A 13,880-nucleotide genomic window follows, 5' to 3' on the forward strand; every position below is an offset into this window, starting at 1 on the left:
GTTCGGATGGTCAGCCCAGTCGGCCGGAAGGTCTCGCGGATCCGCTCGGCATGAGGGAGATCCGCCAGCGCGACAGGACCAGTCTCGCCGCCCCGACCGGCCTGGACAACTGGCCTGGGCCTGCGCGGGTCACTTGGACTCCAGCCGTCCCAGGGGATGGCCGTCGGCGAGGACGCTGCGGGCCGTCTCCCAGTCGGCACCGTCGACGCCGGTGACGTGCCGCAGATAGGCGAGGATGACCTGCTGGACGAGAGCGACCCGCTCCGGGTTTTCTTCGGTGGTCTCTGTCACCTGGTAGCCGGAGATGCCACCGAGGAATTGCTCACCACCGAAGATGGTGAGCAGACTCTTGTTGCCGCCACTGAGGGTGTAGGGATCGCTCATCCAGGCCGGGCCGCGGGTGGAGAGCGGGAGGTCGTCCTTGTCTCCGGCCACGACCAGTCCGGGGGCGGTGATGTGAGAGAAGTCCTGGTCCCGCAGCCACGGCCGGGAGCGAGCATCGGCCAGCCACGTGGTCAGCCCCGAGAGCCTTGATACGGTCATCTGCCCTCGGTAGCCCTCGGTAGCCCTCGACCCGAAGTAGGCCCCGAACTATCTGGAGGCCACTTTCATGCGGCTCGTCTTTCGCAACATCGGTGCCCAGGACCTGCCCAAGCGCGGCTACACGCCGAGCAACGCCCCGGTCGAAGCCCTGCTACTGGACATCGAGGCGGACCTCTCCATCGAGGAGGACGGCCGGACACTGTGGTCGGAGGAGCTCTTCCAGGTTGCCGAGCTGGCTTATGAGCTGGCGCATTGGCTACAAATCCCGGAGGAGCACCGGGGCAACTTCGAGCTCGACTCGATGGACTGGGCAGAGCGTGGGGTCATCCGCATCGTCCGCTCCGATGACGGCTGGAGGGTCGGGACGGTCCTCGAACAGGACCTCTGGACCGCCCCGGTGCCCTGGGACGACCTGGTGGCGGAGATCCGCCGCTTCGACCGTGCGGTACGCGAAGCGACCGCCTCTCTCGGCATCAACCCGGACTTCATCCCCAGGGCGTGAGCGAGCCCTCCAGAGGCCACCAGTCCTCGTGCGCAGTCGTACGTCAGCCCGCCCGCTCATAGGTAAGGACGGTCTTCGGGTGGTTGCCGATCTTGCGTAGGCGCAGCGGGCCGTCCGAGGACTTCACGTCGAAGGAGTACTTGAGTTCCTCCGGCGGGCAGTTGACGGTCCTGGTGCCCTGATCGAGCTTGAAGTTGCTCATGGACAGGTCGTACTGGTCGATGCCGGTGACAATGGCGCTGCCCTTGCATCGCGGGCCGGTGAGGGACTCGATGACCACGCGTGCGAATCTGCCCGGCTCGACCTGGTGGAAGGTCAGCTGCTGGCTGCCGTCCGTGGCTCGCCACCGGCCCACGAACCAGGGGTGGATGGGCTTGTACTCCGTGGCCACTCCGGCGAATCCGGAGCCTTTGCGCCAGGTCAGCGTGGTGGTCATCAGCCAGCTGCGACGGACGAAGTCCACTCGGGCGCCACCGTCGCGGATGCGAGCCTTCGGCCAGACGAGGGAGTGTTTGGTCGTGCTGGTGGTCCAGGAGGAGAGGTCCCCGGTGGCGACGGCCGCGATCACCTCCTGCGGTTCTTCGCCGTCCCTGCAGTACGTGCCGAAGCCGGCCGTGAGCCACACGGTGTCCCGGTACGCCTTTGCCCTGATGCCGTGGCACGGTTTGGTGCCGGTCTCATAGACCTCCTTCCGGGCGGACCAGGCGTCGTCAGAGGCGTCGCGATGCCGTGCCTCCAGGCCGCGGCGGGTGAAGCGGAGGGACACCTGCCGGCCGTCGGACAGTTCGAGGACGGTGTGGTCGTCGTCGTCCTCGACGACCCGTGAATCAGGCTTGTCCTCGGCTTCGCGGTGGGACTTCGTGTGCTTCGCGCTGCTGCCGGACGGTCCTTTGTCCGATTGCTCGGCGCAGCCGCCGACGGCTGCGCCGAGCATCAGCACCGCTACCGCCAACGCCGCCGCGCTCTTCGTTCTCATGCCGTGTCAGCTCCCCTGTACGTCGCGCCGCGATGCCCTGGCCGTCGCCTCCCGCGCCTCCAACTCCCCGATCAACGACCGCATCAGCGTCGCCTCGTCCACACACACGCTAGAGACCCGACCACGCCGCCATCACCCACAACCACGATCTCCCAGCTCAAACCATCCGGGCCGTCCCCGGAAGAGAGCTACACCCTTCGTAGATGGTTGCTGCCGTAAAAGCTCGGGCAAAGAAGGTCCAGTCGCCTGCGGCCGGCAGTTCTTTGCCGACGTGCCGGTACCAGCTCTCTGATCCCTCAATCCACGCGGCCAGGGCTTCCAGGAAGTGGTCGAGTGTCGGATTCTCTCCCTCGTGACCTCGCTGTTGGAAGTCTCGATGGAGATCACGCGGAAAGGCGACCAGGTCATTTCGGTCTCAAAGTTCATCGTCAGGTGACAGCAGCATGGCAGCACCGTATCCCCATTCCCTGCAGCCACTTGGGCACGATCACCACCCCAACCTCGGCGCACCACCCCCGCGTACAGCGACGATGCGCCCTCGTCGCCCACTGCCGAAGTGGGCCCATCCGAGCACATTGAGATCAGCACCGAGCTACCGGCTGCCTCCCTGAAGAGGAACCGCACCCTTTCCCAACTGACCAGCCGGCTCCGTGGAGCGCGGACCATGTGCCCTTCGGCTTCGCCGCCACCCGCACCCACAAGCTCACCCCGGGCCAGAAGGAAGCCAACCGTGTCCTCGCCGTCGGGCGCGCACCGGTCGAGCACGGCTTCGCCCACCTCAAGAACTGGCGGATCCTGACCAAGCTCCGTACCAATCCCGCCCGCGCCACCCACCTCCGGCGTGCACTGCTCGTTCTGACGAACCTGGAAGTCAACCGCTGAGGCAACACCTCATGGGGTTCCCGGCGACATCACCTTTGGTAGCCGGCCCCTGGCCAAGAACCCCGAGCACGGCTTTGACTTGCTCGAACACGGTAACGGCAGTGAAGGGACACGGACGTGCGTGCACGGGACATCAACTACGACACAGGGTTCCTCCCAGGGGAAGAACTCTCCCGCAAGAGCTTCACCCCTGAGACGGTCCGGCACGACATGGCGGTGATCTCCGGAGATCTCCACTGTGACGCCGTTCGTATCTCGGGACGAGAGCCTGAACGGTTGAGCATCGCCGCAAGACACGCTGTGGAAGCCGGCCTTGAGGTCTGGTTCGCCCCCTTTCCCGTGGACCTTCCCCGCGACCAGTTGCTCCCGTACTTCGCCGACTGCGCCGCTCGGGCCGAAGCCGTACGGGAGGCTGACGCCGACGTGGTGTTCGTCGCTGGCTGCGAGATCAGCGCGTTCTGCGGCGGCTTCCTCCCTGGCGACACCTACGGCGACCGTATGCGGGCCATGGCTGCCGCCGACATGGAGTGGTGGTCCTCCCTCGGACCGGTGCAAGAACGCCTCAACGACCTCCTCTCCCAGATCGCCGCGACCGTCCGTACGTACTTCGGCGGGCAGGTCACTACGCATCGGCTCCCTGGGAGTTCGTCGACTGGGGTGCGTTCGACCTCATCGGCATTGATGCCTACCGAGCCGCCTACAACACCGCCAGCTTCCGTGACGAGTTGCGTGGACACCTCGCCCACGGCAAGCCCGTCGCGGTGACCGAGTACGGAACCTGCGCGTACCAGGGCGCGGGAGAACGTGGTGGCATGGCCTGGCAGGTGCCGCACGGCGCGGTCCCGGACGAAGACGAGCAGGCGCGCTACCTGACCGAATTGCTGGACATCTTCGAGGACGAAGGCGTGGACACCGCGCTCTGGTTCACCTTCGCCGGTTACAGCAGACCCGGAGAGCAGGACCTCGGCTCCTACGGCGTCGTCAGGATGCTCGACGAGAAGCGATGGGAGCCCAAGAAGGTATTCCACACCATGGCAGCCAGATACCAACGCGGCTGACGCACCAAGACCTCCAGCCCTTGACTGCACCCGCTCTATAGCACCCGATCATCCGTCACGCTGGGGTGCAGGGTGACGGATGATCTACTGCACAGACTGCCGCCCCTGACCAGCAGGAGCACCCCCAACGACCGTCACACCAGCTCCTTGACCTGCGCCTTCAAGTTGGAGGTGGCGCCCGTGATTGTGGTTCTGATGTTCGGCCGCACCAAACGGCAGCGTCCGTAGGCCGCAGCGGTCCTGCTTGGTCGACGGCAAGATGACAACTCCGTCAACCCTTGCGTGAGCAGGGAATCCCTTGGGAAAGGGTCAGGATCATGACACAGACGATCACGGCCTCCACCCGCCCTGCTCACCCGCTACGTCAGCTGCTCGCCGCCTCCGTCGGCAACGCCGTCGAGTGGTACGACTGGTACGCGTACACCTTCCTTGCGACCTACATCGCCGACCAGGTGTTTCCAAAGAGCGCCGACAACTCGCTCGTCCCGCTTCTGTCGACGTTCGCCGTCTTCGCCGTCGGGTTCTTCATGCGGCCCGTCGGCGGGCTGCTGATGGGCGCGGTAGCGGACCGGCGCGGGCGGCGGGCCGCCCTCACGGTGACCATCCTGCTCATGGGCGGCAGCAGTCTGCTGGTCGGCATCACCCCGACGTACGCGGCCGCAGGCGTCCTCGCGCCGGTCGTTCTGGTGCTGGCCCGGCTGCTCCAAGGCCTCTCCGTGGGCGGGGAGTTCGCCGCGTCGACGACCTTCCTCGTGGAATCGGCGGGCCCCGGCCGGCGCGGGCTGTTCTCGTCCTTCCAGTACGTGTCCACATCGATCGGCCAGTTGATCGCGTCGGGCATCGCCGCGCTGCTGGTGAGCGTTCTCGCAGAGGGGCAGATGGACGGCTGGGGCTGGCGGGTGCCGTTCCTGGCGGGGGCGCTGCTCAGCCTCGTCGGGTTCTGGATCCGGCAGGGCGCGCAGGAGACCCGCACCGAGCGCCACGAGCGGCCCGGCCTGTTCGACGCGCTGCGCCACCACCCGCGCGAGTCGCTCCTGATCTGCGGCATCACGGCGGGCGGCACGCTCGCGTACTACACGTGGACGTCGTACCTGCCGACGTACGCGGAGCTGAACACGGACATCGACAAGTCGCAGGCGCTGCTCGCCGGCACGATCTCGCTGGCGTTCTTCGCGCTGCTGCAGCCGGTGGGCGGGCTGCTCTCCGACCGCTTCGGCCGCAAGCCGCTGCTGCTGTTCTTCGGGCTCGGGTTCGCGCTGCTGAGCGTGCCGTTGCTGCACACGCTGACGGGGTCGTTCGGTTCGCTGCTGCTGACGCAGTGCGCGGGCATGGTGCTGCTCACCGGCTTCACGTCGATCTCGGCGGCGGTGAACGCGGAGGTGTTCCCGGCCCGGGTACGAGCGGCCGGGATCGGGTTCCCCTACTCGCTGACGGTGGCGCTGTTCGGCGGCACGGCACCGTACATGGGCACCTGGTTCAAGGAGATCGGCCACAGCGGCCTGTTCCCCTGGTACGTCGCCGTGCTGTGCCTCGTGTCGTCCGCGGTCTACCTGCGGCTGCCGGAGAGCGCGCACCGGGAACTCGACCGCTAGACCGTGTAGCGACAGTGGATCGTGTGTGGTGTGTGATCCCGGCTCATGTGCCGGGGAGCCGTCACGGACGAGCTCACACTTGTCCGCTCAGGCGAGGTGCTTGCTGAAGAACTCGGTCAGCTTGGCGGCGGCAGGAGTCACGTACTGGTCGCGGTCGTACAGATCGACGTGGGTGGCGCCCTCGACGAGGAACAGCTCGGCGTTGCCGGGGCTGTCGGCGACGGCCTTCTCGGAGAATCCGCGGGTCACCGCCTCGGTTCCGGCGATCATCAGCAGCGGGCGAGGCGCGATCTTGGCGACGCCGGCGAAGGAGTCGAACTGGTCGAGGAGGTCCGCGCTGCGCACGACCAGGTCCCCCGTGGAGCGCGGGTACCTGCCACGGGCGTCTTGTAGTAGTCGACGAACTCGGCCGTCGGGGCGGGGGTGTCGGCATCGGCCTTCTCCGGCAGCACGGCGAACGTCGCCGCGGGCTCGCCGACGGCTTCGGCGCTGCGGAGGTTCCCGGAGTTCGCCACCATCTGCTGCCAGCCCTCGAGGTCGGCGCCGCGGAAGAAGCTGGGCACGTCGGTCCCGGAGACGCCTGCCACGCCGCTCGGCGCGGTCAGCTTCTGCCGGTCCTCGGGCGTCGGTACCTCGACGAAGGCCGTGCCGGTGGTGTCCGCGGGCAGCGAGGCCAGCACTCCGGCGAGGGCGGGCAGCCCCGATTCGTCGGCGGCGAGCACCACTTGGCGCACTCCGTCCGGCGCGTGGAAGCCGATGCCTTCGTCGACCAGGACGACGGTGTCCCCGGCGGAGCAGTGCTCGGCCCACGTCGCGGCGGGTCCGGGGGCCGCGCCCTCCTTGTGTCCGTGCAGCACGAAGTCGACGTCCAGCTCCGGGCCTTCGGGCCCGTGCGGGCGGTGGGCGCGCACCGTGTAGTTGCGCAGGACGGGCCGGGCCCCCTTGGGCGCGGCGAGGAGTTTGAGGTAGCTGACGGCGGTCAGTCGCTGGGGCACCCGGTCGAGCGAGGTCTCCGTGCCCTCGGGGGCCGGGAGGAAAGGGCGGAACCACTGGTCGTAGCCCATCGGCCGGAAGCGTTCGATGTCGCCTCCGCCCAGGGTGACTCGCATGAAGTGGGGCGAGATCCGCTCGCGTCGCGGGACGTGGAGCCGCAGCGGGCCCTGTGTCTCGGGCTTGGTCCGGGTGGTCGTGAGGTTTCCCCGTGGCATGGCCGGTTCCTCTTCAGTGGCGGGCGGTGGCGGGGTCGAGCAGCTCCTGGATGCGCAGGCCCACGTCGTGGGGGCCCTGCGCCTCCGTCAGGAAGCCGAGGCGTACGTCGTCGAACGCCCCGCCGGCCGCTTCCAGGCGCAGCACGAGCCCCTTGCGGTCGAGGCGGACGGCGCGGATCCGGTCGATGCCGGTCAGGTCGCCCTTCCGTACCAGGTCGACGAGTTGGACGAGGATGTCGGCGTGGCCCGTGTCGAGGTGGCCGAGGAGTTCCGCCTCGCGTGCCGCCAGCGGGTCGGGAGTCGCCGCGCCGAGCGTCGCGGCGTCCAGGGTACGCACGGTGTCGTCCACGGAGACGGCGGCCCGCGCGGGCCGGAGGACGAGGGTGTCGGGCCCGGCCGGGGTGAGGCGGCCGCTGAGCGCGAGGCGGGCGCGGACCCGGTCCCGTACGACGACCGGCGCGATGTCGGTGAACTCCGCGTAGGCCGCGAGCCCGGAGCCGGGAGCGCCGGCGAGTTCGGCGGTGAGGCCGGGGTCCGCGGGGTCGAGCAACAGGAGGCGGGACGCCGCGTCGACGGTGTGCAGCGCCACGCACTCGTACCGGAGGCCGCTGCCGGGCACGCTCAGCGTCAGGGAATCGGCGGCGGCCAGGATCGTCCGGGCGATTTCGGCGGTGGTGGGCTCCGGAGGCGTCACTGGGTAGACCATCTCCACTCCTCAGATTAGGTAAGGCTCACCTTACTTACTCGTATGCGACGTGGACACCCCGGGGCGCGCCGATCAGCTTCCCCGCATCGAAGGGCGACCACGGGACAAGCGCACGGTTCCGGCCGGAATGCGCGCTGGCACACAGCCCCACCGACCCCCGGGACCACCGGGGCCGCACGATACGGCTCTGCCTGGCGCAGTCCTCACTGTGGCCTCCCTGCCGGATGGCCAAGGAGCGCGAAACGCGAAAGGGGGTACGCGCCGGCGCGTTCCGACGTCCCGGCCTCGGGTACGCGCCCGCCCACAGAGATGTCGTCAGGCATCTCGATCCAGGAAGAAGACACACGATGACCGCAGCTTCGTCCCCCGGGTACTCGGAATCCGGCCCGATCCGGGACACGCACACGGCACCTCGTATTTCGTCGGAGACGAAACCCTCGTTCAGGACCTCCGAGTTCTTCGCCTACGTCGCGTCGGTGGTCGCCGTGCTCATCGCCTCCTGGGCCGTCGGCAACGGCGCGAACGGAGTGGACCGTTTCCCCGCCGACCGGGCATGGCTGTACGTCACCCTGCTCACCATCGGCTATGTGATCAGCCGCGGACTGGCCAAGAGCGGCAGCCGCGAAGACACGGACACCATGCGCCGGTGACTCGGCGCCGACCGAACTGAGCGGTCCGGCCTCCCCGACCCGGAGAGGCCGGACCTGAGGATCTCAGCCTTCCTGTGCCACAGCACAGGAAGGGTTCGGCCTGCCTGTGCGGGCTCCCCCGGAACGCCTCCACTCCTGTACGCGCCGCCGTGACGGCTGATGCCATCCCCGGCATGCCTTCTCCCGCATCTCGTCCGACTCGGACCCCGGCTCCGACTCCGGGTCCACCTCTGCCTTCGTCCTTCGCCCAAATCGCCCTCACCCGGCGTCTGGGACCGGTCGCACGGGAGCGCCGACCGTGACCGGCGGCGACGGACAGTCGTTCGCCGTCGTGGTCTTCCTCGGCTTCGTCGCCGTGTCGCTGCTGCTGTGCGGGCTCGCGGCGGCCGACCTGGACGACCCCGAGCACTTCTACGCGGGAGGCAGCGCGGCCTTCGGCCCGGTCGGCGGAGGACTGGCCATCGCAGGTGACTACATCTCCGCGGCCACCCTGCTCAGCACCACGGGGGCGGTCGCCCTCGACGGCGCCGACGGCATGCTCTTCGCCGGTGCCACGGTTCTGTCGCTGTTCCTGGTCATGCGGATCCTGGGCGAACCCCTGCGCCGCGCCGGTGTGTTCACCCTGGGCGACTTCCTCGCCGACCGGCTCGACGATCCGTCGTTGCGCAGGGCGCTGGGCGTCGCGAGCCTCCTCGTCCTCGCCCCGCTCCTCCTGGTGCAGCTCACCACCGCCGGACGCATCCTGGCCGCCATGTTCGGGCTCCCCGACGGCGCGCTGACCGGATGCACGGTGGCGGGCGGCGCCCTCATGATCGCCTACGCCGCGTTCGGCGGCATGCGCGGCGTCGGCTACGTACAGATCCTCAAGGTCGGCGTGGTGCTCACCGCGCTGTCGCTCCTCGCGGGAATCGTCCTCGCCCGGTACGGCTGGTCGCTCCCGGCCCTCTTCGACGCCGCCCGCGACCGCTCAGGAGCAGGCGCCGGTTACCTGCGGCCGGGCCTGCACTTCGGCTCCTCCGCCGCCGGCCGCCTCGACCTGATCAGTTTCCAGACCACCCTGGTGATCGGCGCCGCCTGCCTGCCGCACCTCACCATGCGGCTGCACCCGCTCAGGGACGCCCGTACCGCGCGGCGCGCCGTGGGCTGGGCCGTCGGCCCCGTCGCGGTCGTGTGTGCCGGGGTGGTCGTGGCCGGACTCGGGGCCTGCGCGCTGATCGGCCGGGACGCGGTTCGGGCCGCCGACCCCGGAGGAGCGACCGCCCTCCTCATGGTGACGGGCGCTCTCGACCCCGTCGCCGGGGGTGCGCGGCACAGCATGCTCTTCGCCGTCGTCGCGTGCGCCGTGTTCGCCACCACCCTCGCGGCGGTCGCGGGCATCACGCTCGCCGCCGCCTCCAGCCTCACTCGCGACCTCGGAGAACGATCCGCCCACGGCGCCAAGACCTCATCGGCCGCCAGGGAGATCAGGCGGGCACGCCTGGCCATCGTTGTCGTGGGCGCCGTCGCCGTCGTCCTCTCGGCCGTCCTCGCCGACCGCGGCAGGCTGACCTTGATCTCGCTGTCGTTCACGGTCGCGGCCTCGGTGCTCGCCCCGGTCCTGCTGTACGCGCTCTTCCTGCCGGGGTACTCCGCCACCGGTGTGCGCCGGACCGTCTACGGGACCGTCCCCCTCATCGTGCTGCTGCTGGCCGGTTCCCCGGCCGCCACGGGCACGCCGATCGCGGTCTTCCCCGACCACGACCTCCACTGGTTCCCGCTCCAGACCCCCGGGCTGATCACCATTCCCGTCGGCTTCCTGCTCGGACTCGGGGGCCGCACCCGCTCCGGCGCGGCGCGTCAGCACGTCTGGCCGGACCGGATGACAGTGAGCCACGGCAGGGGCGCACGGCCGTAGTTGTGGTCGTCGGCCTGCCGGACCGCTGGATTCGCCGTGGCTCCGGAAGGCCGTCGCGCATCGGGCCGTCTACGCCTTGGTCGCCCGGTCGTACGCGGCCACCGCCCGTTCGAGGAACGCCGCCACCGTGGCCTGCTCCTGGGCCGTCAGGGACTCGGCGATCTCGCCGATACCCACGACGAGGGGCTCGACGTGTTCGAACGCGGCCTCCTCCCAGTGCTCCGCCGGTGTCACGAGCACCTTGCGCCGGTCGCTGGGGTGCGGCTGCCGGCTCACGTGTCCGCCGTCCGCCAGACGGTCGATGACCAGCGTCATCGCCGCCGTCGACGTACTGAGTTCGCGTGCCAGTTCGCTCGGAGTCGCCGGTCCGGCGCTGACGAGGCGGTCCATCACCGCGAGCCCGGCGGGATCGACGTGCATCTGCCGGCCCAGGTAGCGCTCGAACCGCTGCTGACGGCGCGTGAGGTTCCGCAGCCGGTCGCGGATGGCACCCTCCGCCGGGGCCGCGGGCTGGGAGTCGGTGGGCTGGTTGGCAGTCATGGCGTGGAAGCTGCTCCTGGATCACTGAAGGCGTCGGCAACCCATGATGCGTGACATCTCCAGGATGGAGGAGAGCAGGGCGGAGGTGTCGGCGGGTGGGACGAGGGAGCGGTACGGCTGCCCGGCCACTCGGAGCCGGGCAGCCCTCGCAGGCGCAGGCGGAGAGTACGGACATCAGCCCGGCTGCTCCGGGCCGTCACAACGCCCCCTCTGGTCCCTCCCTCACCTGAGCCGCACGCACGCTGGTCCGGTACCGGACCAGAGGTCAGGCAGTGACGTTCTCCTTCGCACCGGATCCGGCTGAACCGCCGTCCGTAGCCGAGGGGGTGATGCCGTGCTGTTCCTCCTCGGGGCGGGCCTTCTTCGGCAGCAGGAGGGTGATGGCCAGGAACGCCACCAGCAGGCACGACTGGACGATCAGCGCACGGTGGAAGCCGGAGGTGAAGTCGCCGGTCTTGGCCTGCGCGAAGAACACCGAGCCGAAGATCGCCACACCGATGGAGCCGCCGATGGCCTGCACCGCGGACAGGACGCCGGAGGCGGAGCCGATCTCGTCGTCGTCGACCGCGGCGAGGATGAAGCTGAACAGGGCCGCGATCACCATCCCCGCTCCGACACCGGCCACCGCCACCCCCGGGGCGATGTCCCAGATGGAGAACGATCCGGCGCTCAGGCCGTCGAGTTCGAGCCAGAGCAGCGCCGCACCGGCGAGCTGGATCACCGGTCCGACCTGGAGGACCTTGCGGCCGATCCTGTCGGCGAGGAACGCGCCACTGACCGCGCCGCCGATCGCCGTGCCCACCGCGAGCGGCAGGTTGCCCAGGCCCGCGTCCCCGGCGCTGAAGTGCTGGCCGATCTGCAGGAACAGCGTGAGCACGAGCTGCGTACCGACCAGCCCGCCGAAGAACAGGGCGATCCCGCCGAGCCCGACGGTGAAGGCGGGCTTGCGCAGCAGACCCGGGGTCACCAGCGGATCGCGACCCGCCACGGCGGCACGGCGCTGCTGCCAGGCGAACAGGCCGAACCCGATGATGGACGCGGCGAAGCACAGCCAGGTCCACAGCGGCCAGCCGTCCTCCTGGCCCTGGTTCAGCGGCAGCACCAGCAGCGCGCAGGACGCCACGACCAAGGCCGCGCCGACGACGTCGACCCGCACGGTGCGGTCGCCCGGCTTCTTCGGGACGAACTTCGCCGCGACGGCCAGGGCCGCGAGCCCGATGGGCAGGTTGACCAGGAACACCGAGCGCCACCCGAGGCCGAGGATGTCGCCCTCGATGAGGAAGCCGCCCAGAACCGGGCCGACGATGCCGCCCAGGCCGAGCACGGGACCGAAGACCGCGAAGACCTTGGTGAGTTCGGGCCCGGAGAAGTTCTCGCGCAGCAGGCCCAGTCCCTGTGGCAGCAGCATCGCCCCCGCGGCGCCCTGGAGGAGCCGGAAGACGATCAGCGACTCGATGTCGGGCGCCAGCGCGCACAGCAACGAGCTCAGTGTGAAGGCCGCCAGACCGGTCAGGAACATCCGGCGCCGCCCGTAGCGGTCACCGAGCCGGCCGCCCAGGACCAGGCCGGCCCCCAGCGTGAGCGCGTAGCCACCGATGACCCACTGCAGGCCGGCGGAACTGGCGCCGAGGGATTTCTCCAGCGCGGGACCCGCGACGTTCACGATCGACGCGTCCAGGAGATCCATGACCTCCGCGACGATCATCACCACCAGGATCAGCCATCGCCATCGGTACGGCACGGGGGCCGGATCGGCACTCATCTTACCTCAGTTCATTGATTACCAATATTCTTAGCAATATCGAGAGTAACCGGCGCTCCGCACATGTCAACCACACCCCGCTCGATGCGCGGGGACCGGACGCGCAGCCGCCCTCCGTCCCCGTACAAGGACACGGAACGTAGCGACGAGTTGCGACGGGAAGCGGTTCGGAAAAGCATGGTGAGAGGGCTTCGCATTCGGCCGTACGAGGATCCGCGGCGCAAGCGGTCCATCGGCCGGGCCCCTCCCCACTTCCCCTCCCTCTCGCAACTCTGGAGGCGTGTGCGCATGTCGAATCTTCCTGACCCCATCACCCCGTACCTGGAGCCCGCGGCCCGTGAGCTCGCCGAGGCGACCGACCCCCACCCGCGGATCTACGAGGTTCCGCCGGAGCAGGGCCGTGACATCCTCGCGGGCCTGCAGAGCGGCGAGGGCGTGGCTCGGCCCGAGGTCGACGAGGAGTGGGTGGACGTCGACGCGGGCGAGTGGGGCACGGTCCGCACGCGCATCATCAAGCCCAAGGGAGCCACCGGCCCGCTGCCCGTCGTCGTGTACATCCACGGTGCGGGGTGGGTGTTCGGTGACGACAAGACCCACGACCGTCTCTTCAGGGAACTGGTCGTCGGGGCGAACGCGGCCGGGGTGTTCCCCGTCTACGACCGGGCGCCCGAGGCGAAGTACCCGACGCAGGTGGAGCAGAACTACGCCGTGGGCCAGTGGGTCCTGAAGAACGGCGCCGACCACGGTCTGGACACCTCCCGCGTGGCGGTGACCGGCGAGTCCGTCGGCGGCTGCATGTCGGCGGTGTTCGCGCTGATGAACAAGGAGCGCGACAACGGCATCGACCTGAAGGCGCAGGTGCTGCTGTACCCGGTGACGAACGCGGACTTCGACACCCCCTCGTATCTGCAGTTCGCCGAGGGCTACTACCTCACGCGCGACGGCATGAAGTGGTTCTGGGACGCCTACACCACCGATCCCAAGGAGCGGGAGCAGCACTACGCGTCGCCGCTCCGGTCGAGCCTCGACCAGCTCAAGGGGCTGCCGACCACGCTGGTGATCACCGACGAGGCGGACGTACTGCGCGACGAGGGCGAGCAGTACGCCAACAAGCTCCGCGAGGCCGGTGTCGACGTCACGTCCGTGCGGGTCGCCGGCATGGTCCACGACTTCCTGCTCCTGGACAGCCTGCGCGACACCCGCGCCGCCAACGTCGCCCGCCACCTCGCGATCGACGCGCTGAAGACCGCGCTCCACGACAGCTGAGCGGCGCCCTTCGCAGGCCGGCCGGTGCCGTACGCGGTTCCGGCCGGCCTGCTCCGGCACTCCCGGCGGTCTCTCCCACCGGATCTCCTTCCCCCCCACTCGTACACCCCGTACACCTCGTCACGAGGGAGCCACCATGACCGACGACGACCCGCACGGCGCGTGGACGAAGCGCCTGATCTCGCTCGGCCCCGACATCTCCGCGGACAAGGCCCGGGAGTTCGTCCACGACCTGTACGACCACGCGCAGTCCGACCTCGACGACGAGCGGACCGAGGCCGAGTTCGAACGAGAGGAGTGA

Annotated in this window: 15 protein-coding genes and 1 pseudogene; 9 read left to right on the forward strand and 7 right to left on the reverse strand. The window is 69.4% G+C overall.

The features are described 5' to 3' along the window. Positions 1–129 precede the first annotated feature (129 nt). A pseudogene (locus ABII15_RS00610) lies at positions 130–486 on the reverse strand (chlorophyllase); the annotation flags it as partial. Positions 487–610: 124 nt separating this feature from the next. Here ABII15_RS00610 and ABII15_RS00615 point away from each other — a divergent pair. Continuing rightward, complete coding sequence (locus ABII15_RS00615) at positions 611–1,045, forward strand: hypothetical protein (RefSeq protein ID WP_353940229.1); 435 nt, start codon at positions 611–613, stop codon at positions 1,043–1,045. Between the two features lie 43 nt (positions 1,046–1,088). On the opposite strand, the gene ABII15_RS00620 is transcribed toward ABII15_RS00615, so the two are convergent. After that, complete coding sequence (locus tag ABII15_RS00620) at positions 1,089–2,021, reverse strand: hypothetical protein (protein ID WP_353940230.1); 933 nt, start codon at positions 2,019–2,021, stop codon at positions 1,089–1,091. A gap of 666 nt (positions 2,022–2,687) precedes the next feature. Here ABII15_RS00620 and ABII15_RS00625 point away from each other — a divergent pair. The 4 genes from ABII15_RS00625 to ABII15_RS00640 all read left to right on the forward strand — a co-directional run bounded on the left by ABII15_RS00625 (position 2,688) and on the right by ABII15_RS00640 (position 5,553). Further along, positions 2,688–2,903 carry a transposase family protein gene (locus ABII15_RS00625; protein WP_353940231.1) on the forward strand — a complete coding sequence of 72 codons (216 nt, stop codon included), beginning with the start codon at positions 2,688–2,690 and terminating at the stop codon, positions 2,901–2,903. Positions 2,904–3,020: 117 nt separating this feature from the next. Continuing rightward, complete coding sequence (locus tag ABII15_RS00630) at positions 3,021–3,668, forward strand: hypothetical protein (RefSeq protein ID WP_353940232.1); 648 nt, start codon at positions 3,021–3,023, stop codon at positions 3,666–3,668. A gap of 47 nt (positions 3,669–3,715) precedes the next feature. Further along, positions 3,716–3,961, forward strand: coding sequence for a hypothetical protein (locus tag ABII15_RS00635; protein ID WP_353940233.1), 246 nt, complete (start codon positions 3,716–3,718; stop codon positions 3,959–3,961). A 317-nt stretch (positions 3,962–4,278) separates the two neighbouring features. Next, on the forward strand, positions 4,279–5,553 hold the full coding sequence (locus ABII15_RS00640) for an MFS transporter (protein WP_353940234.1): 1,275 nt from the start codon (positions 4,279–4,281) through the stop codon (positions 5,551–5,553). Positions 5,554–5,640: 87 nt separating this feature from the next. Here ABII15_RS00640 and ABII15_RS00645 read toward each other — a convergent pair whose 3' ends face one another. From ABII15_RS00645 to ABII15_RS00655, 3 genes are read right to left on the reverse strand one after another with little or no spacing between them, the layout of a single operon-like run. Continuing rightward, on the reverse strand, positions 5,641–5,898 hold the full coding sequence (locus ABII15_RS00645) for an alpha/beta hydrolase (protein ID WP_353940235.1): 258 nt from the start codon (positions 5,896–5,898) through the stop codon (positions 5,641–5,643). Then, complete coding sequence (locus ABII15_RS00650) at positions 5,823–6,761, reverse strand: siderophore-interacting protein (RefSeq protein ID WP_353940236.1); 939 nt, start codon at positions 6,759–6,761, stop codon at positions 5,823–5,825. Before ABII15_RS00650 ends, ABII15_RS00645 begins: the two co-directional genes overlap by 76 nt. Positions 6,762–6,774: 13 nt before the next feature. Then, the gene (locus ABII15_RS00655; RefSeq protein WP_353940237.1) at positions 6,775–7,467 is read right to left on the reverse strand and encodes a DUF2470 domain-containing protein; all 693 of its coding nucleotides are present in this window, start codon (positions 7,465–7,467) and stop codon (positions 6,775–6,777) included. A gap of 347 nt (positions 7,468–7,814) precedes the next feature. On the opposite strand from ABII15_RS00655, the gene ABII15_RS00660 reads away from it, so the two are divergent. Further along, positions 7,815–8,117, forward strand: coding sequence for a hypothetical protein (locus ABII15_RS00660; protein WP_353940238.1), 303 nt, complete (start codon positions 7,815–7,817; stop codon positions 8,115–8,117). Between the two features lie 298 nt (positions 8,118–8,415). Continuing rightward, a complete protein-coding gene (locus tag ABII15_RS00665) occupies positions 8,416–10,011 on the forward strand; it encodes a cation acetate symporter (protein WP_353940239.1) in 1,596 nt (531 codons plus the stop codon). A gap of 69 nt (positions 10,012–10,080) precedes the next feature. Here ABII15_RS00665 and ABII15_RS00670 read toward each other — a convergent pair whose 3' ends face one another. Then, on the reverse strand, positions 10,081–10,551 hold the full coding sequence (locus ABII15_RS00670; RefSeq protein ID WP_353940240.1) for a MarR family transcriptional regulator: 471 nt from the start codon (positions 10,549–10,551) through the stop codon (positions 10,081–10,083). 265 nt (positions 10,552–10,816) lie between these two features. Next, entirely contained in the window at positions 10,817–12,313 is a 1,497-nt protein-coding gene (locus tag ABII15_RS00675; RefSeq protein WP_353940241.1) for an MFS transporter, read from the reverse strand. 288 nt (positions 12,314–12,601) lie between these two features. On the opposite strand from ABII15_RS00675, the gene ABII15_RS00680 reads away from it, so the two are divergent. Then, entirely contained in the window at positions 12,602–13,579 is a 978-nt protein-coding gene (locus tag ABII15_RS00680) for an alpha/beta hydrolase (protein WP_353940242.1), read from the forward strand. 136 nt (positions 13,580–13,715) lie between these two features. Next, positions 13,716–13,880 carry a hypothetical protein gene (locus ABII15_RS00685; protein ID WP_353940243.1) on the forward strand — a complete coding sequence of 55 codons (165 nt, stop codon included), beginning with the start codon at positions 13,716–13,718 and terminating at the stop codon, positions 13,878–13,880.

This window comes from Streptomyces sp. HUAS MG91, from assembly GCF_040529335.1.
GTDB classification, from domain to species: domain Bacteria; phylum Actinomycetota; class Actinomycetes; order Streptomycetales; family Streptomycetaceae; genus Streptomyces; species Streptomyces tabacisoli.